This is a genomic window from Citrobacter sp. Cpa228, assembly GCF_030333085.1.
GTDB lineage: Bacteria > Pseudomonadota > Gammaproteobacteria > Enterobacterales > Enterobacteriaceae > Citrobacter > Citrobacter pasteurii.
The window spans coordinates 23350-48254 of the sequence record NZ_JAOWGQ010000051.1 but is presented as its reverse complement, the minus strand read 5'-3'; the positions used below and the strand labels follow the sequence as shown (position 1 = coordinate 48254).

The 24905-nt window shown below is 51.6% G+C and carries 22 protein-coding genes and 1 pseudogene; 16 read left to right on the top strand and 7 right to left on the bottom strand.

Annotation, left to right across the window (positions count from 1 at the left end; genetic code table 11):
• Positions 1-31 precede the first annotated feature (31 nt).
• The 3 genes and pseudogenes from clcA to erpA all read left to right on the top strand — a co-directional run bounded on the left by clcA (position 32) and on the right by erpA (position 1879).
• Positions 32-1453: a H(+)/Cl(-) exchange transporter ClcA gene (clcA, locus tag OGX91_RS14010; RefSeq protein WP_040230022.1), complete on the top strand. Its 1422-nt coding sequence runs from the start codon at positions 32-34 to the stop codon at positions 1451-1453.
• A 23-nt stretch (positions 1454-1476) separates the two neighbouring features.
• A pseudogene (gene yadW, locus OGX91_RS14005) lies at positions 1477-1542 on the top strand (small protein YadW).
• Complete coding sequence (gene erpA / locus OGX91_RS14000) at positions 1535-1879, top strand: iron-sulfur cluster insertion protein ErpA (protein WP_003018581.1); 345 nt, start codon at positions 1535-1537, stop codon at positions 1877-1879. Before yadW ends, erpA begins: the two are co-directional and overlap by 8 nt.
• Before the next feature lie 119 nt (positions 1880-1998).
• On the opposite strand, the gene OGX91_RS13995 is transcribed toward erpA, so the two are convergent.
• From OGX91_RS13995 to mtnN, 3 genes are read right to left on the bottom strand one after another with little or no spacing between them, the layout of a single operon-like run.
• Entirely contained in the window at positions 1999-2622 is a 624-nt protein-coding gene (locus OGX91_RS13995) for a TRIC cation channel family protein (RefSeq protein ID WP_005132135.1), read from the bottom strand.
• A gap of 37 nt (positions 2623-2659) precedes the next feature.
• Positions 2660-3460, bottom strand: a complete 801-nt coding sequence (btuF, locus tag OGX91_RS13990) for a vitamin B12 ABC transporter substrate-binding protein BtuF (RefSeq protein ID WP_149691225.1) — start codon at positions 3458-3460, stop codon at positions 2660-2662.
• On the bottom strand, positions 3453-4151 hold the full coding sequence (mtnN, locus tag OGX91_RS13985) for a 5'-methylthioadenosine/S-adenosylhomocysteine nucleosidase (RefSeq protein ID WP_005132132.1): 699 nt from the start codon (positions 4149-4151) through the stop codon (positions 3453-3455). The genes btuF and mtnN overlap by 8 nt, the downstream gene beginning before the upstream one ends.
• 83 nt (positions 4152-4234) lie before the next feature.
• On the opposite strand from mtnN, the gene dgt reads away from it, so the two are divergent.
• From dgt to cdaR, 3 genes are all read left to right on the top strand, one after another.
• Positions 4235-5752 (top strand): dGTPase, encoded by a 1518-nt coding sequence (gene dgt / locus OGX91_RS13980; protein WP_149691226.1) that lies wholly within the window; start codon positions 4235-4237, stop codon positions 5750-5752.
• 129 nt (positions 5753-5881) lie between these two features.
• On the top strand, positions 5882-7315 hold the full coding sequence (degP, locus tag OGX91_RS13975) for a serine endoprotease DegP (RefSeq protein WP_005132129.1): 1434 nt from the start codon (positions 5882-5884) through the stop codon (positions 7313-7315).
• 147 nt (positions 7316-7462) lie between these two features.
• On the top strand, positions 7463-8620 hold the full coding sequence (cdaR, locus tag OGX91_RS13970; RefSeq protein WP_005132128.1) for a DNA-binding transcriptional regulator CdaR: 1158 nt from the start codon (positions 7463-7465) through the stop codon (positions 8618-8620).
• A 94-nt stretch (positions 8621-8714) separates the two neighbouring features.
• Here the strand turns inward: cdaR and OGX91_RS13965 are convergent, their stop codons facing one another.
• The 4 genes from OGX91_RS13965 to map all read right to left on the bottom strand — a co-directional run bounded on the left by OGX91_RS13965 (position 8715) and on the right by map (position 13647).
• The gene (locus OGX91_RS13965) at positions 8715-9101 is read right to left on the bottom strand and encodes a DUF3461 family protein (protein ID WP_003018562.1); all 387 of its coding nucleotides are present in this window, start codon (positions 9099-9101) and stop codon (positions 8715-8717) included.
• Between the two features lie 109 nt (positions 9102-9210).
• On the bottom strand, positions 9211-10035 hold the full coding sequence (gene dapD / locus OGX91_RS13960) for a 2,3,4,5-tetrahydropyridine-2,6-dicarboxylate N-succinyltransferase (RefSeq protein WP_005132123.1): 825 nt from the start codon (positions 10033-10035) through the stop codon (positions 9211-9213).
• Positions 10036-10066: 31 nt separating this feature from the next.
• The gene (gene glnD / locus OGX91_RS13955) at positions 10067-12739 is read right to left on the bottom strand and encodes a bifunctional uridylyltransferase/uridylyl-removing protein GlnD (protein WP_005132121.1); all 2673 of its coding nucleotides are present in this window, start codon (positions 12737-12739) and stop codon (positions 10067-10069) included.
• A 113-nt stretch (positions 12740-12852) separates the two neighbouring features.
• Positions 12853-13647: a type I methionyl aminopeptidase gene (gene map, locus OGX91_RS13950; protein ID WP_005132119.1), complete on the bottom strand. Its 795-nt coding sequence runs from the start codon at positions 13645-13647 to the stop codon at positions 12853-12855.
• A gap of 448 nt (positions 13648-14095) precedes the next feature.
• Between map and rpsB the strand changes: the two genes are divergently transcribed.
• The 10 genes from rpsB (at position 14096) to skp (ending at position 24905) form a co-directional block, all read left to right on the top strand.
• Positions 14096-14821 carry a 30S ribosomal protein S2 gene (gene rpsB / locus OGX91_RS13945; protein WP_005132117.1) on the top strand — a complete coding sequence of 242 codons (726 nt, stop codon included), beginning with the start codon at positions 14096-14098 and terminating at the stop codon, positions 14819-14821.
• A gap of 132 nt (positions 14822-14953) precedes the next feature.
• On the top strand, positions 14954-15805 hold the full coding sequence (gene tsf, locus OGX91_RS13940) for a translation elongation factor Ts (protein ID WP_005132116.1): 852 nt from the start codon (positions 14954-14956) through the stop codon (positions 15803-15805).
• Positions 15806-15950: 145 nt separating this feature from the next.
• On the top strand, positions 15951-16676 hold the full coding sequence (pyrH, locus tag OGX91_RS13935) for a UMP kinase (protein ID WP_005132114.1): 726 nt from the start codon (positions 15951-15953) through the stop codon (positions 16674-16676).
• A gap of 139 nt (positions 16677-16815) precedes the next feature.
• Complete coding sequence (gene frr, locus OGX91_RS13930) at positions 16816-17373, top strand: ribosome recycling factor (protein ID WP_005132113.1); 558 nt, start codon at positions 16816-16818, stop codon at positions 17371-17373.
• 96 nt (positions 17374-17469) lie between these two features.
• Entirely contained in the window at positions 17470-18666 is a 1197-nt protein-coding gene (ispC, locus tag OGX91_RS13925; RefSeq protein ID WP_286626559.1) for a 1-deoxy-D-xylulose-5-phosphate reductoisomerase, read from the top strand.
• A gap of 188 nt (positions 18667-18854) precedes the next feature.
• A complete protein-coding gene (ispU, locus tag OGX91_RS13920; RefSeq protein ID WP_040230029.1) occupies positions 18855-19613 on the top strand; it encodes a (2E,6E)-farnesyl-diphosphate-specific ditrans,polycis-undecaprenyl-diphosphate synthase in 759 nt (252 codons plus the stop codon).
• Between the two features lie 12 nt (positions 19614-19625).
• Positions 19626-20483, top strand: a complete 858-nt coding sequence (gene cdsA, locus OGX91_RS13915) for a phosphatidate cytidylyltransferase (protein WP_040230031.1) — start codon at positions 19626-19628, stop codon at positions 20481-20483.
• A gap of 11 nt (positions 20484-20494) precedes the next feature.
• On the top strand, positions 20495-21847 hold the full coding sequence (gene rseP, locus OGX91_RS13910) for a sigma E protease regulator RseP (RefSeq protein WP_005132106.1): 1353 nt from the start codon (positions 20495-20497) through the stop codon (positions 21845-21847).
• A 29-nt stretch (positions 21848-21876) separates the two neighbouring features.
• Positions 21877-24297: an outer membrane protein assembly factor BamA gene (gene bamA, locus OGX91_RS13905; protein ID WP_005132105.1), complete on the top strand. Its 2421-nt coding sequence runs from the start codon at positions 21877-21879 to the stop codon at positions 24295-24297.
• A 122-nt stretch (positions 24298-24419) separates the two neighbouring features.
• Positions 24420-24905, top strand: coding sequence for a molecular chaperone Skp (gene skp, locus OGX91_RS13900; RefSeq protein WP_005132103.1), 486 nt, complete (start codon positions 24420-24422; stop codon positions 24903-24905).

Genomic DNA, 24905 nt, shown 5'->3' with positions numbered 1-24905 from the left:
CGTATTTGTATTACCAATTAATGATTATCTGATGAAAACAGACACCCCTTCTTTTGAAGCACAACAAATTGTGCGTTTACGGCGCAGGGATCAGATCCGTCGACTCCTTGAGCGTGACAAAACGCCGTTGGCGATCCTCTTTATGGCCGCCGTGGTGGGGACAGTGACGGGGTTAGTGGGTGTGGCGTTTGAGAAAGCCGTGACCTGGGTGCAAAATCTGCGTATTGGCACGCTGGCACAGGTTGCTGACCACGCCGTCCTGGTATGGCCTTTGGCGTTTATTCTTTCTGCACTGCTGGCGATGGTGGGGTATTTTCTGGTGCGTAAATTTGCCCCGGAAGCCGGTGGTTCGGGGATACCTGAGATTGAAGGCGCATTGGAAGAGCTCCGCCCAGTGCGCTGGTGGCGTGTGCTGCCGGTAAAATTTATCGGCGGTATGGGAACGCTGGGCGCCGGAATGGTGCTTGGCCGGGAAGGGCCAACGGTGCAAATTGGTGGCAATATCGGGCGCATGGTGCTGGATATTTTCCGCATGCGTAGCGCCGAAGCGCGGCACACCTTACTGGCAACCGGTGCGGCTGCGGGGCTGTCGGCTGCGTTTAATGCGCCTTTGGCCGGCATTCTGTTCATTATTGAAGAGATGCGACCACAGTTTCGTTATAACCTCGTGTCGATCAAAGCCGTATTTACTGGCGTGATTATGTCGAGCATTGTGTTTCGTATTTTCAACGGCGAGGCTCCGATTATTGAGGTCGGGAAACTCTCCAATGCGCCGGTTAATACGCTGTGGTTGTACCTCATCCTTGGGATTATTTTTGGTTGCGTCGGGCCGTTGTTCAATACCATGGTGTTGCGTACCCAGGATATGTTTCAACGCTTTCACGGTGGTGAAATTAAAAAATGGGTGCTGATGGGCGGTGTGATCGGCGGCCTGTGCGGGATCCTCGGTTTGATTCAACCTGAAGCGGCAGGCGGTGGATTTAACCTGATCCCGATTGCCGCTGCGGGCAATTTCAGCGTGGGCCTGCTGCTGTTTATCTTTATCGCCAGGGTCCTCACCACGCTGCTGTGCTTCTCATCCGGCGCGCCTGGTGGGATATTTGCCCCGATGCTGGCGTTAGGCACATTGCTGGGAACTGCATTTGGCATGGCTGCAGCAGCCTCGTTTCCGCAGTATCATCTGGAGGCGGGGACGTTTGCTATTGCCGGGATGGGGGCATTGCTGGCCGCTTCAGTGCGTGCGCCGTTAACGGGCATTGTGCTGGTGCTGGAAATGACGGATAACTATCAGCTCATTTTGCCAATGATTATTACCTGTCTTGGCGCAACACTATTAGCCCAGTTTATGGGTGGAAAACCGCTATACTCGACTATCCTTGCCCGCACACTGGCTAAACAGGAAGCAGAGCAGGCGGCAAAAAGCCAGAGTACCGCCACGGGCGAGAATACTTGAACGAAATACCAGGGTATTAGATAATGGCCTCAACCATTGGGTTATAATTTGCCCAATTGCCAATGTCGTTTGGAGCAAAATATGAGTGATGACGTAGCGCTGCCACTGCAATTTACTGAAGCAGCAGCCAATAAAGTAAAAAGCCTGATCGCAGATGAAGATAACCCAAATCTGAAATTACGCGTGTATATCACCGGCGGTGGTTGCAGCGGTTTCCAGTACGGTTTTACCTTTGATGATCAGGTAAACGATGGTGATATGACCATTGAGAAGCAGGGTGTTGGTCTGGTGGTTGATCCGATGAGCCTGCAGTATCTGGTAGGCGGTGCGGTTGATTACACCGAAGGTCTGGAAGGTTCTCGCTTTGTTGTGACTAACCCGAACGCCAAAAGCACCTGCGGGTGTGGTTCCTCTTTCAGCATCTGATTGCTGTCTGTAATACCGATGGTCTGACGGTGTAGGCCCGGTAAGCGTAGTGCCACCGGGCAATATGCCGGATGGCGGCGTAAACGCCTTATCCGGCCTACATGTTCTGCATCGTCACATCAACGCCCGTTATCATCCAGCGCAAACGTCGGCAATTTCAAATGCCAACGAATGGCGGCAAGCCGAATCAGCAGGGTAACGACCATCCCCATCATACTGGCGTTTTCCAGCGACACATTAAAGGTATAAAACGCGGTGGCGTGGACGATGCCGCCAATGATGCATGCGGTAGCGTAGATTTCGGTACGTAAGATCATCGGCACTTCACGCGCTAACACGTCGCGAATAATTCCGCCGCCGACGCCGGTAATGACCCCCATACAAATTGCCACCAGGGGTCCGGTTCCGGCGAGAAACGCTTTATTCACGCCAATACCCACGAACACCGCCAGGCCGACGGCATCCAGCACCGGAAGGATCCATTTCGGTAAGCGTCTTGGCTGACGCACCAGCACGATCGTCAACATACTGGTGATCATCGCCACTACCAGGTCGGTGGGATCTTTAACCCAGAATACGGGGCCATGATCCAGCGCCATATCTCGGATCGTACCGCCACCGACGGCGGTTACCACGCCCAGGACCAGAACGCCGAAGGGGTCCATACGCAGTTTTCCGGCAAGCAATACGCCAGAGATAGCAAATACCGCGGTACCGACAATATCCAGCCAATAGACGAGCATCTTTACATCCTCACAACAAACCTGGTGGGGGCAGGCGCTAATTTACTTGTGAAAGCGCATTACAGAGTTGTTTTGCGGCGAGGATAATACGCGGGCTCGCGCGTTCAAACCAGTCACTATCAAGAGTAATAACCGGAATTTTTAGCTGATTTCCCCAGTATTGCTCAATTTTAAGAATTTCGCCTGAACCGCCGGTAGCAACAATTGCCTGAGGGGCGCGCGCCAGAACCTGTTCGCGGCTGACCTGCGGCCATGGAACCCGGCTGCCGGAAAAGATGTTTTCTCCACCACATACCTCAAGAACCTGGTTTTGAATGGAACCTTTTCCACTGGTAAACAGAGGATTTGCGCCAAACTGGAGAAACACACGTTTTTTGGGTTTGTTGGCATACTGAGATTTTAGTAAAGCATACTCATCAAGCAAGGTTTGCGCTGCTTGCTTTGCCTGTTCAGGCTTGGGACTCCATGGCGCAAGTTGACGCAATGCCTCAGCGACCTGCTCGATGGTGACGGCATCGACCCAGATGACCTTAATTCCCAGGGCGGTCAGTTGATTAACCTGCCGCTCAGCATTCCCTCCACGCCAGGCAATAACCAAATCGGGTTTGAGCGCCACAATACGTTCCAGATTCATGCCTTGCCAGGTTGAGACCTCTTCAATATTTTTGGCCTCTGGCGGGTAGTTTGAATAGCTGCTGACGCCAACGGGGGTAATACCGGCGGCGAAGGCCAGTTCAGTGTTGGCTGGGGAAAGCGAAATAACGCGCGGCGCGGCGTAAAGCCACGCCGGAAGTATGAAAAGCAGGGCGACCAGCGCCCTGGAGATGTATTTAGCCATGTGCCAGTTTCTGTACCAGCGTTTCAACCATCAGGCTTGACTGTTTCGCAGCAACGACCAGGAACTCGTCAAAGCTGAGATGGGACTGCTGATCGGCGACGTCAGAGATAGCGCGAACGACAACAAACGGCACGTTAAAGTTGTGACACACGTGCGCAATTGCGGTTGCTTCCATCTCAACGGCAATTGCCTGCGGGAAGTTATGCTGAATTTTTGCCAGGCCAACGGAACCGTTAATGAAGGCATCGCCGCTGACGATCAGTCCACGGACCGCGTTCAAATTGAGTTCGGCAATGCAGGATTCCGCCGCCGCAATCAGTGCCGGGTCGGCTTTAAAACCGGCCGGGCAGCCCGGTAACTGGCCAAATTCATAGCCGAATGCGGTGACGTCAGCATCGTGATAGCGCGCTTCGTCAGAAACCACGATATCACCCACTTTCAGCGTAGAAGCCAGGCCACCCGCTGAACCGGTATTGATGATGGCATCTGGCTTGCAGTGTTCAAGCAGCAGCGTTGCGCCCAGCGCCGCAGCCACTTTACCGATGCCTGATTTCAGTAGCGCAACCTCAGTGCCGTTCAGTTGGCCGGTGTAAATTTCACAACCGCCAAGAGCGATTGTCTGACGGTTTTCGATTTTGTCACGCAGCAGCGTAACTTCTTCTTCCATTGCACCAATGATGCCGATTTTCATAGATTTACTCGCGATAAGCCAGATTTGAGGGCATAGTCTATCATGCGCTTAAGGGGTAGCGCATTTCTCAGGCGGGAGAGGACATGGCACAGATCGATTTCCGAAAAAAAATAAACTGGCATCGTCGTTACCGTTCGCCGCAGGGCGTGAAATCTGAACATGAGATCCTGCGCATTTTCGAAAGCGACCGTGGACGCATTATCAATTCTCCGGCTATTCGCCGACTGCAGCAAAAAACCCAGGTCTTTCCGTTGGAGCGTAACGCGGCGGTGCGTACGCGGCTGACGCACTCGATGGAAGTTCAGCAGGTAGGACGTTATATCGCCAAAGAGATCCTCAGCCGACTGAAAGAGCAAAAGCTGTTGGAGCAGTACGGCCTGGATGAGTTGACCGGTCCCTTTGAAAGCATCGTCGAAATGTCCTGCCTGATGCATGACATCGGCAATCCGCCGTTTGGTCATTTTGGCGAGGCAGCAATTAATGACTGGTTTCGCCAGCGACTCTATCCGGCTGATGCTGAAAGTCAGCCGTTAAGCGACGATCGCTGCCTGGTGTCTGCGTTATGTTTGCGTGAAGGTGAAGAGTCGCTCAATGATATTCGCCGCAAGGTACGTCAGGACCTGTGCCATTTTGAGGGCAATGCGCAGGGCATTCGGCTGGTGCATACCCTGATGCGCATGAACCTGACCTGGTCGCAGGTGGGGGGAATTTTAAAATATACGCGCCCGGCATGGTGGCGTGGAGGTACGCCGGCGACGCATAGCTATTTAATGAAGAAACCAGGATATTACCTTTCCGAGGAACCGTATATTGAGCGGTTACGTAAAGAATTATCCTTAGCACCTTACAGTCGCTTTCCGTTAACCTGGATTATGGAAGCAGCGGACGATATCTCTTATTGTGTGGCTGATCTGGAGGATGCTGTTGAGAAAAGAATCTTCAGCGTCGAGCAGCTTTACCACCATCTGTATGAGGCGTGGGGACATCATGAAAAAGGTTCCCTGTTTAGCCTGGTTGTTGAGAACGCCTGGGAAAAATCTCGCGCAAATACATTAAGCCGCAGTACGGAAGATCAGTTCTTTATGTATTTACGCGTTAACACGCTGAATAAGCTGGTACCGTACGCCGCTCAGCGTTTTATTGATAATGTGCCACAAATTTTTGAGGGGAGTTTTAATCACGCTTTATTAGAAGATGCCAGTAGCTTCAGCCAGTTGCTGGGTGTCTATAAAAATGTGGCGGTAAAACATGTATTTAGCCATCCAGATGTGGAGCAACTGGAATTGCAAGGCTATCGGGTTATCAGTGGGCTTCTGGAAATCTACCAACCACTGTTAAAAATGTCATTATCCGACTTTAGCGGGCTGGTTGAACACGAAAGATTAAAACAGTTTCCTATCGAATCACGATTATTTCAGAAGTTGTCTACCCGCCATCGTCTTGCTTATGTTGAGGCGGTCAGTAAAATATTGCCAGGTAGTGCCGAGTTCCCGGTCATGGAATATTATTACCGCTGTCGTTTAATTCAGGATTATATCAGCGGGATGACTGACTTGTATGCCTGGGATGAATATAGACGGCTGATGGCGGTAGAACAATAAATACTCATTTGTAAAGGCGGACAATAAAATTTTACTTTTTCCTTAAACTTCATTCTGGAACTTAGCGCTATAAAACGACTCTGAGGTATACAGCAATTTTGCGTGACCTGTTAATCGAGAACGAAACACATGAAAAAAACCACATTAGCAATGAGTGCACTGGCTCTGAGTTTAGGTTTGGCGTTGTCCCCCCTGTCTGCAACGGCGGCTGAGACAGCGTCTTCAGCGACAACAGCCCAACAGATGCCAAGCCTGGCCCCGATGCTCGAAAAAGTGATGCCATCGGTGGTGAGTATTAATGTCGAGGGGAGCACGACGGTCAATACGCCACGTATGCCGCGTAATTTCCAGCAGTTCTTCGGTGATAACTCTCCGTTCTGCCAGGACGGTTCTCCGTTCCAGAGCTCCCCGTTCTGCCAGGGCGGTGCTCCGGGCGCTGACAACGGCGGCGGACAGCAGCAGAAATTTATGGCGCTGGGGTCTGGCGTCATCATTGATGCCGCGAAAGGGTATGTTGTGACCAACAACCATGTGGTCGATAACGCCACGGTGATCAAGGTTCAACTGAGCGATGGGCGTAAGTTTGACGCGAAGATCGTCGGAAAAGATCCGCGCTCTGATATCGCGCTGATCCAAATTCAGGATCCGAAAAACCTGACGGCAATTAAGCTGGCAGATTCTGATGCGCTGCGCGTGGGTGATTACACTGTAGCGATTGGCAACCCGTTTGGCCTCGGTGAAACGGTGACATCAGGTATCGTTTCTGCACTGGGGCGTAGTGGCCTGAATGCCGAAAACTACGAGAACTTTATCCAGACGGATGCGGCGATCAACCGCGGTAACTCTGGTGGTGCGCTGGTTAACCTGAATGGTGAGTTGATCGGGATTAACACCGCGATCCTCGCACCGGATGGTGGCAACATCGGGATCGGTTTTGCTATCCCAAGCAACATGGTGAAAAACCTGACTTCGCAGATGGTTGAGTTCGGTCAGGTTAAACGCGGTGAGCTGGGTATTATGGGGACTGAGCTGAGCTCTGAGCTGGCGAAAGCGATGAAAGTGGATGCCCAGCGCGGGGCATTCGTCAGCCAGGTGATGCCGAACTCTTCTGCAGCGAAAGCCGGTATCAAAGCTGGTGACGTGATTACATCACTGAACGGTAAACCAATCAGCAGCTTCGCAGCCCTGCGTGCGCAGGTTGGCACCATGCCAGTGGGGAGTAAAATTAACCTTGGCCTGCTGCGCGACGGTAAGCCGGTAACGGTGAACCTGGAACTGCAGCAGAGCAGCCAGACTCAGGTTGATTCCAGCTCTATCTTCAAAGGCATTGAAGGTGCGGATATGAGCAACAAAGGCCAGGATAAAGGTGTCGTGGTAAGTGATGTGAAACCGAATTCGCCGGCGGCACAGATTGGCCTGAAGAAAGGGGATGTCATCATCGGTGCTAACCAGCAACCAGTGAAAAACATCGCCGAACTGCGCAAAATTCTCGACAGTAAACCGGCTGTACTGGCGCTGAACATTCAGCGTGGCGACAGCTCCATCTATCTGTTGATGCAGTAATCTCCCTCAACCCCTTCCTGTAAAGGAAGGGGTTCTTTTTGTGATACCTCCCACAACTCCATATTTCTTCCTTCTGCTTTGTGCATTTGCACAATGTCGCCGCTTATTATCTTCTCTATGCTTGAGCTCTGCTCACAGGAGGGGTTTATGGCTGGCTGGCATCTCGATACCAAAATGGCGCAGGATATCGTGGCGCGCACGATGCGCATCATTGATACCAATATCAACGTAATGGATGCCCGTGGGCGGATCATTGGCAGTGGCGATCGCGAACGTATTGGTGAATTGCACGAAGGTGCGCTGCTGGTGCTCTCACAAGGCCGGGTGGTGGACATTGACGATGCAGTGGCAAGGCATTTGCACGGCGTGCGTCAGGGGATAAACCTGCCGTTGCGTCTTGAAGGCGAAATCGTTGGTGTTATTGGGCTTACCGGTGAACCGGAACATCTGCGTAAATACGGCGAGTTGGTGTGTATGACCGCCGAAATGATGCTGGAGCAGTCGCGTTTGATGCATCTGCTCGCTCAGGACAGTCGTCTGCGCGAAGAACTGGTGATGAACCTGATTCAGGCTGAAGAGAACACCCCGGCGCTGGTGGAATGGGCGCAGCGGCTAGGTATAGATCTGAACCAGCCGCGCGTGGTAGCGGTGGTGGAGGTCGACAGCGGTCAGCTTGGTGTAGACAGCGCCATGGCTGAACTACAGCAATTACAAAATGCGTTGACGACACCAGAACGAAATAACCTGATTGCGATTGTTTCACTGACTGAGATGGTGGTTCTGAAACCCGCACTGAATCAGTTTGGCCGCTGGGATGCAGAAGATCATCGCAAGCGTGTTGAACAGCTGATCGCCCGTATGAAAGAGAACGGACAGCTACGCTTTCGCGTATCGCTGGGCAACTATTTTACCGGACCCGGCAGTATTGCCCGTTCGTATCGTACGGCGCGCACCACCATGATGGTCGGTAAGCAACGGATGCCGGAAAGCCGCAGCTATTTTTACCAGGATTTAATGTTGCCAGTGCTGTTAGACAGCTTGCGTGGTGGCTGGCAGGCTAATGAGCTGGCCCGTCCGTTGGTACGACTGAAAGCGATGGATAACAACGGCTTGCTGCGTCGGACATTAGCGGCATGGTTTCGCCACAACGTACAGCCGCTGGCGACCTCAAAGGCGCTATTTATCCATCGCAATACGCTGGAATATCGCCTGAATCGTATTTCAGAACTTACCGGGCTGGATTTGGGGAATTTCGATGACAGACTGCTGCTGTATGTGGCGTTACAGCTGGATGAGCAGCATTGATTCATTGCCTGATGGCGCTACGCTTATCCGGCCTACGAGGACATACCTGTAGGCCGGATAAGGCGTAATACGCTGCCATCCGGCAACAAACTGCTTACTTACGCGTTAGCTTTTCCAGATCGGCTTCAATTTCGCTGATCTTATTGGTCACGACGCTTTCCAGATGACGTAAATCATCGAGGATCTTGCGTTTAAGATCGACTTCACTGCGATCGCGCTGGCAGATCTGATCCAGCTCGTCGATCACATAGCGCAGGTTTGGACTGATCTCCTGCACTTCTTTGTAGCCCTGACCGACGCCATCGGCGACTACTGTTTTACGCTGGCGGGGATATTTGAACTTCACGCTCTTGGCAAAAAACTCGCCTTTATCCTTCTGGAAATAGATTTTCAGGATATCGTTGTTGGCTTCTTGCCGCAGACTGTAACGATCGATCTCTTCAGGATTAGTAATGCCCAGACTTTTCAGATTGTCATACATAGCGGTACCCTTAAGCTCACCATAACCATTGAATAATTAACGAAAAGCCTTGTTTATGCCACTCGCAGATGTAAAAAAAGCGGGCTAAGCCCGCTTTTTCAAATTGCTGTTAGTCGATGGTACGTAACAGTTCGTTGATACCCACTTTGCCACGCGTTTTGGCATCGACTTTCTTCACAATCACCGCGCAGTACAGGCTGTATTTGCCATCTTTCGATGGCAGGTTGCCGGAGACAACCACAGAGCCCGCCGGAACGCGGCCATAATGCACTTCGCCGGTTTCGCGATCGTAAATACGGGTGCTCTGACCGATATACACGCCCATCGAGATAACAGAGCCTTCCTCGACAATCACGCCTTCCACAACTTCAGAACGTGCGCCGATGAAGCAGTTATCTTCGATGATGGTCGGGTTTGCCTGTAATGGCTCCAGTACGCCACCGATGCCGACGCCGCCGGACAGGTGAACATTCTTACCGATTTGCGCACAAGAACCTACGGTCGCCCAGGTATCAACCATCGTACCTTCATCGACATACGCACCAATGTTAACGTAAGACGGCATCAGCACGGTGTTACGCGCGATAAATGCGCCCTGACGCACGGCCGCAGGCGGAACCACGCGGAAGCCTTCTTTCTGGAAGCGTGCTTCATCGTAGTCGGCGAATTTCATCGGCACTTTATCGAAGTAGCGGCTTTCCGCACCCTCGATAACCTGATTATCGTTAATACGGAAAGAGAGCAGGACCGCTTTTTTCAGCCACTGATGGGTGATCCACTGGCCGTCAATCTTTTCTGCGACACGCAGTGCACCGGAATCCAGTAAAGAAATAACCTGATTAACCGCTTCACGGGTTACGGTATCCACATTTGCCGGAGTAATGTCGGCACGACGCTCAAAAGCGGACTCAATAACGTTCTGTAACTGCTGCATTGTTAAACTCTTTCCATAATAAATAAAAACATTACCCTTTATCGTTTGGATTGAGGGCCTCTGTCAACCGTTGATGTACTTCCTGCTGCAGCTCATTATTAAGAGCACGCCGGTCGGCGGTGGCGATTATGAATAAATCTTCTACTCGCTCGCCAATAGTTGTAATTCGGGCGCCATGCAGCGAAATTCCCAGATCGGCAAAAATCTGCCCGACCCGCGCCAGCAGTCCAGGCTGGTCGAGGGCGATAAGCTCAAGGAATGATTTTCGGTCGGTATGGGTCGGCAGGAAAGTGACCTCGGTATCGACGGTAAAGTGGCGCAATTTTGCCGGTTGGCGACGTGGTTGCGGCGGCTGCCAGCTCCGCTGCGTGATCGCCTGTTCCAGTCCAAAACGGATCGCTTCGTGTCGGTCTGACGACAGCGGACTGCCGTCCGGCTCCAGAACGATGAACGTATCCATCGCCATGCCATCACGGGTGGTGAAAATTTGTGCATCGTGAACGCTAAGATTACGCCTGTCCAGTTCGGCGCAGACGGCGGCGAACAGGTAAGGACGGTCCGGGCTCCAGATGAAAATCTCCGTTCCGCCGCGCGTGGCCTGCGGGCTGAGTAAAATTAGCGGTTTACTGAGATCGTGTTGCAGCAGATGACGCGCATGCCAGGCCAGTTGATTTGGGCTGTGGCGCACGAAATAGTTGGCGCGGCAGCGTGACCAGATATGGTGCAGCGCTTCTTCGTCAATGTTGTCCATTCGCAGTAGCGCCAGCGCCTGAAGCTGATGATGGCGCACGCGTTCGCGCATATCCGGCGTGTTTTGCATCCCACGACGTAGCTGTTTTTCCGTCGCAAAGTACAGCTCGCGCAGCAGACTTTGCTTCCAGCTATTCCACAGCGTTTCGTTAGTCGCGCAAATATCCGCGACGGTCAGGCACACTAAAAAGCGCAGACGATGTTCCGTTTGCACTTCTTCAGCGAATTGCTTAATCACCTCCGGATCCTGAATATCACGGCGCTGAGCGGTCACCGACATCAGCAGATGCTGGCGCACCAGCCACATGACCAGATTCGTTTCGCGGGAGTTGAGTCCGTGTAATTCGGCGAACTTGAGTACGTCCTGAGCCCCCAGAATAGAGTGATCGCCGCCACGTCCTTTGGCGATATCGTGGAACAGCGCCGCAATCAGAATGAGTTCCGGTTGACGCAAGCGCGGCCACAGATCCACACACAGCGGATGGCGCTGGCGAGTCTCTTCCCTGGCAAAACTTTCCAGTTTCAGCATTACGCGGATAGTGTGCTCATCCACGGTATAAGCATGAAACAGATCAAACTGCATTTGACCGACAATATGTGACCACTGCGGCATATAGGCCCATAACACGCTATGGCGATGCATTGGCAACAGGCCGCGACTCACTGCGCCCGGATGGCGCAACATGCTGAGAAATAGCGAGCGCGCTTCCGGAATGTAGCACAGCGGTTGAGTTAAATGACGGCGGGCATGACGCAAATGACGCAGTGTGGTGGAGTAAATTCCGGTGATCGCGCTATTGCGTACCATGATGTAAAACATCCGCAAAATGGCCTCGGGCTCGCGGATAAACAGGTCGTCATTGCGCAGGTCAATCAATGTGCCACGCAGTTGAAAGTCGTCATCAATTGGGCGCGGTTTTTCATCAGCCGGCATGGCGAGGATCGCCTCGTCAAACAGCTGGAGCAGCATATGGTTCAGTTCACTCACTCGTCGCGTGACCCGGAAATAGTCTTTCATCATCCGCTCGATCGGCTCATTGCCTTCACCGCCATAATTGAGGCGTTGAGCCACGCTGAGCTGCCGATCAAACAGCAGACGATTATCGTAACGGTTCACGATCAGATGCAATGCGAAGCGGATCCGCCACAGAATATGCAAACATTCATTCAATTCGGCGCGTTCTGCCAGCGTCAGGAAGCCGAAGCCGACCATCTCATCCAGCGACGTGGCACCAAAATGACGGCGGGCGACCCATTGCAGAGTATGAATATCGCGCAGGCCGCCGGGACTGCTTTTGATATCCGGCTCCAGGTTGTAGCTGGTGCCGTGATAGCGCTGGTGGCGTTGATTCTGTTCTTCTACTTTGGCAGCATAAAATTTATCGGACGGCCAGAAACCTTCGCTAAAAATATGCTTTTGTAGCTCCAGAAACAGCGCGACATCGCCAATCAGCAGACGTGTTTCTATCAGGTTTGTGGCGACGGTTAAATCTGACAATCCTTCCAGCAGACACTCTTCCAGCGTCCGCACGCTGTGTCCTACCTCCAGCCGCACATCCCACAATAGCGTTAATAACTCGCCGACTTTCTCCGCCTGCGCGTCAGGCAGTTTTTTACGACTCAGGATCAGCAGGTCAATATCGGAAAGGGGATGCAGTTCACCACGCCCGTAGCCGCCAACGGCAACCAGCGCCAGATCGGCAATCTGACCGAAACCGGCTTCAATCCACAGGCGCTGCAGCAACTGGTCAATAAATTCGGTGCGGGCTTCGATTAACTGTTCAGCGGAAATTCCGCTGTCAAAAGCTTCCCCCAGCCAGTGCTGGAAATTATCGATATGGGCTTTAACGCCGGTACAGTTGAGGTCGTGCTGTGGCCATGTCCCTGGGTTTTGCGGTTGGCCAGGCAGGGTGGGGAGGGCAGTATTTGCGTGCTGTTCAGGAAGAGTATTCATTATGCGCCACCCATTAAAAAGCCGGATGGCAGCGCGAGCGCCTTATCCGGCCTACGAAGTAGTGCAATTTGTAGGCCTGATAAGATGCAGGGGCATCGCCATCAGGCAAAACATTATTCGCCGTGTGTGATGATCGCCGGGATGGTGTCATCCTTGCGTAACGTCAGAATTTCACAGCCGTTTTCCGTTACCACAATAGTATGCTCGTACTGAGCAGACAAGCTGCGGTCTTTGGTTTTCACCGTCCAGCCGTCCTTCATGGTGCGGATACGGTAATCGCCGGCGTTCAGCATCGGTTCTACGGTGAAGGTCATGCCCGGCTGCAGTACCACACCGCCGTCGTCCGCATCGTAGTGCAGAACCTGAGGTTCTTCATGGAAGCCGCGACCGATACCGTGGCCGCAGTATTCACGGACCACAGAAAAGCCTTCGCCTTCTGCGTATTTCTGAATTGCAGCTCCCAGGGTACGCAGGCGAATACCCGGTTTTACCATCCGCAGCGCCAGATACAGGCTTTCCTGCGTGACGCGGCACAGACGCTCGCCAAGAATGGTTGGTTTCCCGACGATGAACATTTTCGACGTGTCGCCATGGTACTCGTCTTTAATTACGGTGACGTCGATGTTGACGATGTCGCCGTCTTTCAGGTGCTTAGCGTCATCCGGGATCCCGTGGCACACCACTTCATTAATAGAGATGCACACGGATTTCGGATAACCGTGATAACCCAGGCATGCGGAAATCGCCTGCTGTTCATTCACGATGTAGTCGTTACAGATGCGATCCAGCTCGCCGGTGCTGACGCCCGGTTTAACAAACGGTGCGATCATTTCCAGTACATCGGCGGCCAGACGGCCAGCGACGCGCATTTTTTCGATTTCTTCAGGAGTCTTAATTGAGATAGCCATGAATTCTGTCCATCAGTGCCGATTATTTCGACAATAATTGTGTAAGTGTCGTCAATGGTATCAGTCTGGGGTATACCCTGCCAAATTGAGAATCATTCTGAACTTCGCCTTTCGTGCCACAGGTGCGTTGGCTGTATTTTTTCACTCCAGTCACTTACTACATGTAAGCTCCTGGAGATTCAAAAATTTGCCGCCTTCCTGTAACACGAAATTCATCGTTCATTCAGCACACAGTACCAACAATTATTGGTGTCGACGGCTTATTTGTGGTATAAAGCGCGCCGGACTTCCGTTCTATTCGCAGACTACACACGATGGACGGGAGCGACAAATCTCACTTTGTGTAACAACACACACGTATCGACACATATTCCGGGGTGCCCTTAAGGGTCGGTAATATGGGATGCGTGGAGGCTTAACCCCAACTTTATATATAGAGGTTTTTATCATGGCAACTGTTTCCATGCGCGACATGCTCAAGGCTGGTGTTCACTTCGGTCACCAGACCCGTTACTGGAACCCGAAAATGAAGCCGTTCATCTTCGGTGCGCGTAACAAAGTTCACATCATCAACCTTGAGAAAACTGTACCGATGTTCAACGAAGCTCTGGCTGAACTGAACAAGATCTCTGCTCGTAAAGGTAAAATCCTTTTCGTTGGTACTAAACGCGCTGCAAGCGAAGCGGTGAAAGACGCTGCTAACAGCTGCGATCAGTTCTTCGTGAACCATCGCTGGTTGGGCGGTATGCTGACTAACTGGAAAACCGTTCGTCAGTCCATCAAACGTCTGAAAGATCTGGAAACTCAGTCTCAGGACGGTACTTTCGAAAAGCTGACCAAGAAAGAAGCGCTGATGCGCACCCGTGAGCTTGAGAAACTGGAAAACAGCCTGGGCGGTATCAAAGACATGGGCGGCCTGCCGGACGCTCTGTTCGTAATCGATGCTGACCACGAGCACATTGCTATCAAAGAAGCAAACAACCTGGGTATCCCGGTATTTGCTATCGTTGATACCAACTCTGATCCGGACGGTGTTGACTTCGTTATCCCGGGTAACGACGACGCAATCCGTGCTGTGACCCTGTACCTGGGCGCTGTAGCTACTACCGTTCGTGAAGGCCGTTCTCAGGATCTGGCTTCCCAGGCGGAAGAAAGCTTCGTAGAAGCTGAATAATAAGGCACGCTCGTTAGAGCCCTTATAGACCAGGTAGTATCATGTTTGGTTAGGGGCCCTTCAGGCCCCTTTTTCACTTTTAAATCTGTGCGGTTTCATGCCGGGCAGATCAAATCTTCCGAGGATTTTAGAATGGCTGAAATTACCGCATCCCTGGTAAAAGAGCTGCGTGAGCGTACTGGCGCAGGCATGATGGATTGCAAAAAAGCACTGACTGAAGCTAATGGCGACATCGAGCTGGCAATCGAAAACATGCGTAAGTCCGGTGCTATCAAAGCAGCGAAAAAAGCAGGCAACGTTGCTGCTGACGGCGTAATCAAAACCAAAATCGACGGCAATATCGCTTTCATTCTGGAAGTTAACTGCCAGACTGACTTCGTTGCTAAAGATGCTGGTTTCCAGGCATTTGCTGACAAAGTACTGGACGCTGCCGTTGCTGGCAAAATCACTGATGTTGAAGTTCTGAAAGCACAGTTTGAAGAAGAACGTGTTGCTCTGGTTGCTAAAATCGGTGAGAACATCAACATCCGTCGCGTTGCTTCCCTGGAAGGCGAAGTACTGGGTAGCTACCAGCACGGTGCGCGTATCGGTGTTCTGGTTGCTGCAACTGGCGCTGATGAAGAACTGGTTAAACAGCTGGCAATGCACATTGCTGCAAGCAAACCAGAATTCGTTAAGCCGGAAGACGTTTCTGCTGAAGTAGTAGAAAAAGAATACCAGGTTCAGCTGGACATCGCGATGCAGTCTGGTAAGCCGAAAGAAATCGCAGAGAAAATGGTTGAAGGCCGCATGAAGAAATTCACCGGCGAAGTTTCTCTGACTGGTCAGCCTTTCGTTATGGAACCGAGCAAATCTGTTGCTCAGCTGCTGAAAGAGCACAACGCTGACGTAACTGGTTTCATCCGCTTCGAAGTGGGTGAAGGCATCGAGAAAGTTGAGACTGACTTTGCAGCAGAAGTTGCTGCGATGTCCAAGCAGTCTTAATTTTAAAAGGAGCCGCCTGAGGGCGGCTTCTTTTTGCGCCCGACTTGTAAATTCAGCTAAGCGCTATAGTGGCAGGGCTGAAAAGCGACATACAATGTTGCTGGAATTAACTCATCTCATTCGTTGACAGTCTCAGGAAAGAAACATGGCTACCAATGCAAAACCCGTCTACAAACGTATTCTGCTTAAGTTAAGTGGCGAAGCTCTGCAAGGTTCAGAAGGCTTCGGTATTGATGCAAGCATACTTGACCGTATGGCTCAGGAAATCAAAGAGCTGGTCGAGCTGGGAATCCAGGTTGGCGTAGTGATCGGTGGTGGTAACCTGTTCCGTGGTGCTGGTCTGGCGAAAGCAGGGATGAACCGCGTCGTGGGCGACCACATGGGCATGTTAGCCACCGTAATGAACGGTCTGGCGATGCGCGATGCGCTTCACCGCGCCTATGTGAACGCTCGCCTGATGTCCGCAATTCCTCTGAACGGCGTGTGTGATAACTACAGCTGGGCAGAAGCAATTAGCCTGCTGCGCAACAACCGCGTGGTTATTTTGTCTGCGGGTACCGGCAACCCATTCTTTACCACCGATTCTGCAGCCTGCCTGCGTGGTATTGAAATCGAAGCGGATGTGGTTCTGAAAGCCACTAAAGTTGATGGTGTGTTTACCGCCGATCCGGCTAAAGATCCAACAGCAACCATGTACGAACAGTTGACCTATGCTGAAGTTCTGGATAAAGAGCTGAAAGTGATGGATCTGGCTGCGTTCACGCTGGCTCGTGACCACAAATTACCGATTCGTGTCTTTAACATGAACAAACCGGGTGCGCTGCGCCGCGTTGTGATGGGTGAAAAAGAAGGCACGTTAATCACGGAATAATTCCCGTTGCGGCTAAATGCAGGTAATATTCCGCTTTAATGTCGCGGGATACGTCCCTCAAAATTAATCAAGACTATACTTGTCACATCTTGCGTGGTGGGTATGGTCTGACTGAAACAAGCTTTCAAGGATTCGTAACGTGATCAACGATATCAGAAAAGATGCTGAAGTACGCATGGACAAATGCGTCGAAGCATTCAAAAATCAAATCAGCAAAATTCGCACCGGTCGTGCTTCTCCCAGCCTGCTGGATGGCATTATCGTAGAATATTACGGCACGCCGACTCCGCTGCGCCAGCTGGCAAGCGTAACGGTTGAAGATTCCCGTACCCTGAAAATCAACGTGTTTGACCGTTCTATGGGACCAGCCGTTGAGAAAGCGATTATGGCTTCCGACCTCGGTTTGAACCCAAGCTCAGCGGGTTCTGACATCCGCGTACCACTGCCACCGCTGACCGAAGAGCGTCGTAAAGATCTGACCAAGATCGTACGTGGTGAAGCTGAAGGCGCGCGTGTTGCGGTGCGTAACGTACGCCGTGATGCCAACGACAAAGTGAAAGCGCTGCTGAAAGATAAAGAGATCAGCGAAGATGACGATCGCCGTTCTCAGGACGACGTACAGAAACTGACCGATGCTGCAATCAAGAAAGTTGATGCGGCGCTGGCAGAGAAAGAAGCGGAACTGATGCAGTTCTGATTCGCCTGTACGCTAAAAACGCCGCTTAGAAGGCCTGAGAAGGCTGGATGGCGGCGTTTTGCTTTTTTATCCTGTCTCAATTCTTCTGGATGTCTCATGAAGCAATTAACCATCCTGGGCTCAACCGGCTCTATTGGTTGCAGTACGCTCGATGTAGTACGCCATAACCCGGATAAATTTCGTGTTGCTGCGTTGGTAGCGGGTAAAAATGTCGCCCGTATGGTGGAGCAATGTCTTGAGTTTTCCCCCCGCTACGCGGTGATGGATGACGATAAAAGTGCAGCGCTGGTGAAATCCGCATTGCGGGATCATGGAAGTCGCACCGAGGTTATGTGCGGGCAGCAGGCAGCCTGTGATATGGCCGCGCTGGATGATGTCGATCAGGTCATGGCGGCGATAGTTGGCGCGGCAGGTTTGTTGCCAACGCTTGCGGCAATCCGCGCGGGCAAAAACATTTTGCTGGCGAATAAAGAGTCACTGGTAACCTGCGGGCGTCTGTTTATGGACGACGTGAAACGGCATAAAGCGCAGCTTTTGCCGGTAGATAGCGAACATAACGCGATTTTTCAGAGTTTACCGCAACCTATCCAACACAATCTGGGATACGCTGACCTTGAGCAAAACGGCGTTGTGTCCGTTCTGCTTACCGGGTCTGGTGGCCCTTTCCGTGAAACGCCATTGCCCGCTCTGGCTCTAATGACTCCCGATCAGGCATGCCGTCATCCGAATTGGTCGATGGGACGAAAAATCTCCGTCGATTCCGCCACCATGATGAATAAAGGTCTGGAATACATTGAAGCGCGTTGGTTGTTTAATGCCAGTGCAAGACAGATGGAAGTGCTGATCCATCCACAGTCGGTTATTCACTCTATGGTCCGTTATCAGGATGGTAGCGTCCTGGCCCAGTTGGGTGAGCCTGATATGCGCACGCCTATCGCCCATACGATGGCATGGCCGGAACGTGTGAGCTCTGGCGTTAAGCCTGTCGATTTTTGCCAACTCAGTGCGTTGACGTTTTCCGCACCGGATTATCAGCGTTATCCGTGCCTGAAACTGGCGATGGACGCGTTTGAGCAAGGACAGGCTGCGACAACTGCGCTGAATGCCGCAAATGAGATTACCGTTGCCGCATTTTTGGCGCAGCAGATTCGATTTACGGATATCGCCGATCTTAATTTGTCCGTACTGGATAGGATGGATTTGCAGGAACCGCAGAGCGTTGACGATGTGCTGAGGGTCGATGCCATCGCCAGAGACGTCGCGACAAAACAAGTGACACGACTCTCAAGCTGATGATAATCCCTCTGTGAGGGATCGTGCTATTTGTTAGCGTTGGGCTTCAGTGATATAGTCTGCGCCACCTGATCGCAGGTATTTGCTTTTTTTCGATCGGGTAAGCCGTGGTTTGACACGGCTTTTTTGTGGATAGGCTTCAGTATTCCTGAGTACCGTATAATCCTTTCAGGGACTAAAAACGCGTTATGTTGTCTGCAACTAAACCATTAAGCGAGAACTTGCCAGCACATGGTTGTCGCCATGTCGCAATTATTATGGATGGCAATGGCCGCTGGGCGAAAAAGCAAGGGAAGATCCGCGCCTTCGGGCATAAGGCCGGAGCAAAATCCGTCCGCCGGGCTGTCTCTTTTGCTGCCAATAACGGTATTGATGCGTTAACGCTGTATGCCTTTAGCAGTGAGAACTGGAACCGACCAGCGCAGGAAGTCAGTGCGTTAATGGAGTTGTTTGTGTGGGCACTTGATAGCGAAGTGAAAAACCTGCACCGCCATAACGTGCGCCTGCGTATTATTGGGGATATCAGTCGATTTAACACACGTTTGCAAGAACGGATTCGCAAGTCGGAAGCGCTTACCGCCCAGAATACTGGGTTAACGCTGAATATTGCCGCGAATTACGGTGGACGGTGGGATATTGTCCAGGGCGTCAGGCAACTGGCACAACAGGTGCAGGAAGGTCTGTTGCGTCCAGAGCAAATTGATGAAGAGATGCTTGGTCAGCAAGTGTGTATGCATGAGCTGGCTCCTGTGGATTTAGTGATAAGGACTGGGGGAGAGCATCGAATTAGTAATTTTTTGTTGTGGCAAATTGCCTATGCCGAACTTTACTTTACGGATGTTCTCTGGCCCGATTTCGATGAACAAGACTTTGAAGGTGCGCTACATGCCTTTGCTAATCGTGAGCGTCGTTTCGGCGGCACCGAGCCCGGTGATGAAAAAGCCTGATGGGGGTCGCTTTTGCTGAAGTATCGCCTGATTTCTGCTTTTGTTTTAATACCCGTTGTCATCGCGGCGTTGTTTTTGTTGCCGCCGGTGGGGTTCGCCATTGTTACGCTGGTCGTTTGTATGCTGGCCGCCTGGGAATGGGGACAGTTAAGTGGTTTTGCCACTCGTACACAGCGAGTTTGGTTGGCGGTTTTGTGCGGGCTATTGCTGGCACTGATGCTATTTTTGCTGCCTGAGTATCATCATAATATTCACCAACCGCTGGTTGAAGTGTCGCTTTGGGCGTCGCTGGGCTGGTGGGCCGTGGCGCTATTACTGGTGCTGTTTTACCCCGGTTCAGCCTCGGTCTGGCGTAATTCCAAAACATTACGCATAATTTTCGGCGTGTTAACCATTGTTCCTTTCTTTTGGGGAATGCTGGCGCTGCGTGCCTGGCACTATGATGAGAATCATTATAGTGGCGCGCTATGGCTGCTGTATGTCATGATCCTCGTCTGGGGAGCGGATTCCGGTGCATATATGTTTGGTAAGTTGTTTGGCAAACATAAGCTGGCGCCGAAGGTTTCTCCGGGTAAAACCTGGCAGGGTTTTATTGGCGGACTCGCCACTGCGGCTGTGATCTCATGGGGTTACGGCATGTGGGCGAATCTTGAAGTTGCGCCTGTCACCTTGCTCATTTGCTCCATCGTTGCAGCCCTGGCCTCCGTGCTGGGTGACCTGACCGAGAGTATGTTTAAGCGTGAAGCAGGTATTAAGGACAGTGGTCACTTAATCCCAGGACACGGTGGCATTCTGGATCGTATTGACAGCCTGACGGCTGCGGTGCCGGTCTTTGCTTGCCTGTTGTTACTGGTATTCAGGACGCTCTAACGGATGGTCTTATGCTGAGTATTCTCTGGAATCTGGCTGCATTCATCGTTGCACTTGGTGTACTTATCACCGTGCATGAATTTGGTCATTTCTGGGTTGCACGGCGCTGCGGAGTCCGCGTCGAGCGCTTTTCCATTGGCTTTGGAAAAGCGCTTTGGCGCCGTACCGATAAACAGGGTACGGAATACGTTATCGCCTTAATTCCCCTCGGCGGTTATGTCAAAATGCTGGATGAGCGCGCTGAACCCGTTGTACCAGAGCTGCGCCATTACGCTTTCAACAATAAAACAGTTGGGCAGCGCGCGGCCATTATCGCTGCAGGCCCGATTGCAAATTTCCTCTTCGCTATTTTTGCCTACTGGTTGGTCTTTATCATCGGTGTCCCTGGCGTTCGTCCGGTTGTTGGTGAAATAACACCCAACTCGATTGCTGCCCAGGCGCAAATTCAGCCAGGCACGGAACTAAAAGCGGTTGATGGTATCGAAACCCCTGATTGGGATACCGTTCGATTGCAGTTGGTAGCCAAAATTGGTGATGAGCAGACTATCCTCAGCGTGGCGCCGTTTGGTAGTAACCAGCGACAAGATAAAACGCTGGATTTGCGCCAATGGGCATTTGAGCCAGATAAAGAGGATCCCGTCACGAGTTTGGGAATTCGTCCACGTGGCCCGCAGATTGAACCTGTGCTGTCAGAAGTGCAGGTTAACTCCGCGGCAAGTAAGGCGGGTTTGCAAGCTGGCGACAGGATCGTTAAAGTCAATGGTCAGCCGTTAACGCAATGGATGACGTTTGTGACGTTGGTGCGCGATAATCCGGATAAGCCGTTAGCACTAGATATTGAAAGACAAGGAAGTTCCTTGTCTTTAACGTTAACCCCAGATTCAAAAGAGGTTAACGGGAAGGCAGAAGGTTTTGCGGGCGTGGTGCCTAAAGTTATTCCTCTGCCTGATGAGTATAAGACTGTACGCCAGTATGGGCCATTCAGCGCCATCCTCGAAGCCTCGGATAAAACGTGGCAGTTGATGAAGCTAACGGTCAGTATGCTGGGAAAATTGATTACCGGTGATGTAAAACTGAACAACCTCAGTGGGCCGATTTCTATCGCCCAGGGGGCTGGGATGTCAGCGGAGTTCGGGGTGATTTATTACCTGATGTTCCTTGCGCTTATCAGCGTGAACTTAGGGATAATCAACCTGTTTCCGTTGCCCGTTCTTGACGGGGGGCATCTGCTGTTCCTGGCGATTGAAAAGCTGAAGGGCGGTCCGGTATCCGAGCGGGTTCAAGACTTTAGTTATCGCATTGGCTCTATCTTGCTGGTGTTGTTAATGGGGCTTGCACTTTTCAATGATTTCTCTCGGTTGTAAGAGAGTGTTAGGAAGAACGCATAATAACGATGGCGATGAAAAAGTTGCTCATAGCGTCGCTGCTGTTTAGCAGCGCCACCGTATACGGTGCTGAAGGGTTCGTCGTGAAGGACATTCATTTCGAAGGCCTACAGCGAGTCGCCGTTGGTGCGGCTCTCCTCAGTATGCCGGTGCGTACAGGCGACACGGTTAATGATGAAGATATCAGTAATACCATTCGTGCTCTGTTCGCCACCGGTAACTTTGAGGATGTCCGCGTCCTGCGCGATGGTGATACCCTTCTGGTTCAGGTAAAAGAACGTCCGACGATTGCCAGCATTACTTTCTCCGGTAACAAATCGGTGAAAGATGACATGCTGAAGCAAAACCTCGAGGCGTCTGGCGTACGTGTTGGCGAGTCTCTGGATCGCACAACGCTTGCCGATATCGAAAAAGGCCTGGAAGATTTCTACTATAGCGTCGGTAAATACAGCGCCAGTGTGAAAGCGGTGGTAACGCCGTTGCCGCGTAACCGCGTTGACCTCAAACTGGTCTTCCAGGAAGGCGTTTCGGCGAAGATCCAACAGATCAATATCGTCGGCAACCATGCCTTCACAACCGACGAGCTTATCTCTCACTTCCAACTGCGCGATGAAGTACCGTGGTGGAACGTGGTGGGCGATCGTAAATACCAGAAACAGAAACTGGCAGGCGACCTTGAAACCCTGCGCAGTTACTATCTGGATCGCGGTTATGCTCGCTTCAATATCGATTCCACGCAGGTTAGCCTGACGCCGGATAAAAAAGGTATCTACATCACCGTTAACATCACAGAAGGCGATCAGTACAAGCTTTCTGGGGTTCAGGTGAGTGGTAACCTGGCTGGACACTCTGCCGAAATTGAGACCCTGACGAAAATCGAACCGGGTGAACTCTATAACGGCACTAAAGTGACCAAAATGGAAGATGATATCAAGAAGCTACTGGGACGCTATGGTTATGCCTACCCGCGTGTACAGTCGCAGCCTGAAATCAACGATGCTGACAAAACCGTTAAATTGCGTGTAAACGTGGATGCGGGTAACCGTTTCTATGTGCGTAAGATCCGTTTTGAAGGTAACGACACCTCGAAAGATTCCGTGCTGCGTCGCGAAATGCGTCAGATGGAAGGCGCCTGGTTGGGCAGCGATCTGGTTGACCAGGGTAAAGAGCGTCTGAACCGCCTGGGTTACTTTGAAACTGTCGATACCGATACTCAACGTGTTCCGGGCAGTCCTGATCAGGTTGATGTGGTTTATAAGGTGAAAGAGCGCAACACCGGTAGCTTTAACTTCGGTGTGGGTTACGGCACTGAAAGTGGCGTGAGCTTCCAGGCGGGCGTTCAGCAGGATAACTGGTTAGGTACAGGTTATTCCGTCGGGATTAGCGGCACCAAAAACGACTATCAGACCTATACTGAGCTGTCTGTCACCAACCCGTACTTCACCGTCGATGGTGTGAGTCTCGGTGGTCGTGTCTTCTATAACGACTTCCAGGCAGATGATGCAGATCTGTCCGACTATACCAACAAAAGCTATGGTACGGACGTAACGCTGGGCTTCCCGGTCAACGAATACAACACGTTGCGTGCAGGCCTGGGTTATGTACATAACAAACTGTCCAACATGCAGCCGCAGATTGCGATGGATCGTTATCTTGAATCCATGGGTGAAGACAATACCAACAGCTTTGCCGCGGATGATTTCACCTTCAACTACGGTTGGACCTACAACAAGCTGGACCGTGGGTATTTCCCTACGGAAGGTACGCGTGTCAACCTGAATGGTAAAGTGACCATCCCGGGTTCTGATAACGAATACTATAAAGCGACGTTGGATACGGCGACCTATGTGCCGATCGATGACGATCACAAATGGGTGGTTCTGGGACGCACCAAGCTGGGTTATGGTGATGGCATTGGCAGCAAAGAGATGCCGTTCTATGAGAACTTCTACGCGGGTGGTTCCAGCACTGTACGTGGCTTCCAGTCAAACACCATTGGTCCAAAAGCAGTCTATTTGCCAGGTGCTAAATCGGATTCCAATTCGAGTAACTATGAAGAGTGCTCGAGAACTGACAATAAACCTTGTCAATCAGACGATGCAGTCGGCGGTAACGCCATGGCTGTAGCGAGCCTGGAATTCATCACACCTACGCCGTTTATCAGCGATAAATATGCTAACTCGGTCCGTACTTCCTTCTTCTGGGATATGGGTACCGTGTGGGATACGAACTGGCAGAATACCGCTGACACCCGTGCAGTTGGCGTGCCAGACTACAGCGATCCGAATAATATCCGTATGTCTGCGGGTATCGCGTTACAATGGATGTCCCCATTGGGGCCGTTGGTTTTCTCCTACGCCCAACCGTTCAAGAAGTACGATGGAGACAAAGCGGAACAGTTCCAGTTTAACATTGGTAAAACCTGGTAATTGTTCTTCGCAAAGGAATGTAGTGGTAGTGTAGCGCTGACTTTAGGCGATCTTGCATGGGATCGCCTGGCCACGCAAAGAACTGCACCTTCGTGTGCAAATGGGATGGTAAGGAGTTAATTGTGAAAAAGTGGTTATTAGCTGCAGGTCTCGGTTTAGCGATGGCAACGTCCGCACAGGCTGCTGACAAAATTGCAATCGTCAACATGGGTAGCCTGTTCCAACAGGTTGCACAGAAGACGGGCGTTTCTACTACGCTGGAAAATGAGTTCAAAGGCCGCGCCAGCGAACTGCAGCGTATGGAATCCGACCTGCAATCTAAAATGCAGCGTCTGCAATCAATGAAAGCAGGCAGCGACCGTACCAAGCTGGAAAAAGACGTAATGGCGCAGCGCCAGACTTTCTCTCAGAAAGCGCAGGCTTTCGAGCAGGATCGTCAACGTCGTTCTAACGAAGAACGCGGCAAGCTGGTTAATCGTATCCAGACAGCTGTGAAATCTGTTGCAAGCAGCCAGAGCATCGATCTGGTTGTTGACGCGAACACCGTTGCATACAACAGCAGCGATGTAAAAGACATCACCGCTGACGTACTGAAACAGGTTAAATAA

Excerpts from the sequence above, each read along its gene's own strand:
- clcA (WP_040230022.1), top strand. The coding sequence starts at position 32 with ATGAAAACAGACACCCCTTCTTTTGAAGCACAACAAATTGTGCGTTTA.
- erpA (WP_003018581.1), top strand. The coding sequence starts at position 1,535 with ATGAGTGATGACGTAGCGCTGCCACTGCAATTTACTGAAGCAGCAGCC.
- OGX91_RS13995 (WP_005132135.1), bottom strand. The coding sequence starts at position 2,622 with ATGCTCGTCTATTGGCTGGATATTGTCGGTACCGCGGTATTTGCTATC.
- btuF (WP_149691225.1), bottom strand. The coding sequence starts at position 3,460 with ATGGCTAAATACATCTCCAGGGCGCTGGTCGCCCTGCTTTTCATACTT.
- mtnN (WP_005132132.1), bottom strand. The coding sequence starts at position 4,151 with ATGAAAATCGGCATCATTGGTGCAATGGAAGAAGAAGTTACGCTGCTG.
- dgt (WP_149691226.1), top strand. The coding sequence starts at position 4,235 with ATGGCACAGATCGATTTCCGAAAAAAAATAAACTGGCATCGTCGTTAC.
- degP (WP_005132129.1), top strand. The coding sequence starts at position 5,882 with ATGAAAAAAACCACATTAGCAATGAGTGCACTGGCTCTGAGTTTAGGT.
- cdaR (WP_005132128.1), top strand. The coding sequence starts at position 7,463 with ATGGCTGGCTGGCATCTCGATACCAAAATGGCGCAGGATATCGTGGCG.
- OGX91_RS13965 (WP_003018562.1), bottom strand. The coding sequence starts at position 9,101 with ATGTATGACAATCTGAAAAGTCTGGGCATTACTAATCCTGAAGAGATC.
- dapD (WP_005132123.1), bottom strand. The coding sequence starts at position 10,035 with ATGCAGCAGTTACAGAACGTTATTGAGTCCGCTTTTGAGCGTCGTGCC.
- glnD (WP_005132121.1), bottom strand. The coding sequence starts at position 12,739 with ATGAATACTCTTCCTGAACAGCACGCAAATACTGCCCTCCCCACCCTG.
- map (WP_005132119.1), bottom strand. The coding sequence starts at position 13,647 with ATGGCTATCTCAATTAAGACTCCTGAAGAAATCGAAAAAATGCGCGTC.
- rpsB (WP_005132117.1), top strand. The coding sequence starts at position 14,096 with ATGGCAACTGTTTCCATGCGCGACATGCTCAAGGCTGGTGTTCACTTC.
- tsf (WP_005132116.1), top strand. The coding sequence starts at position 14,954 with ATGGCTGAAATTACCGCATCCCTGGTAAAAGAGCTGCGTGAGCGTACT.
- pyrH (WP_005132114.1), top strand. The coding sequence starts at position 15,951 with ATGGCTACCAATGCAAAACCCGTCTACAAACGTATTCTGCTTAAGTTA.
- ispC (WP_286626559.1), top strand. The coding sequence starts at position 17,470 with ATGAAGCAATTAACCATCCTGGGCTCAACCGGCTCTATTGGTTGCAGT.
- ispU (WP_040230029.1), top strand. The coding sequence starts at position 18,855 with ATGTTGTCTGCAACTAAACCATTAAGCGAGAACTTGCCAGCACATGGT.
- rseP (WP_005132106.1), top strand. The coding sequence starts at position 20,495 with ATGCTGAGTATTCTCTGGAATCTGGCTGCATTCATCGTTGCACTTGGT.
- bamA (WP_005132105.1), top strand. The coding sequence starts at position 21,877 with ATGGCGATGAAAAAGTTGCTCATAGCGTCGCTGCTGTTTAGCAGCGCC.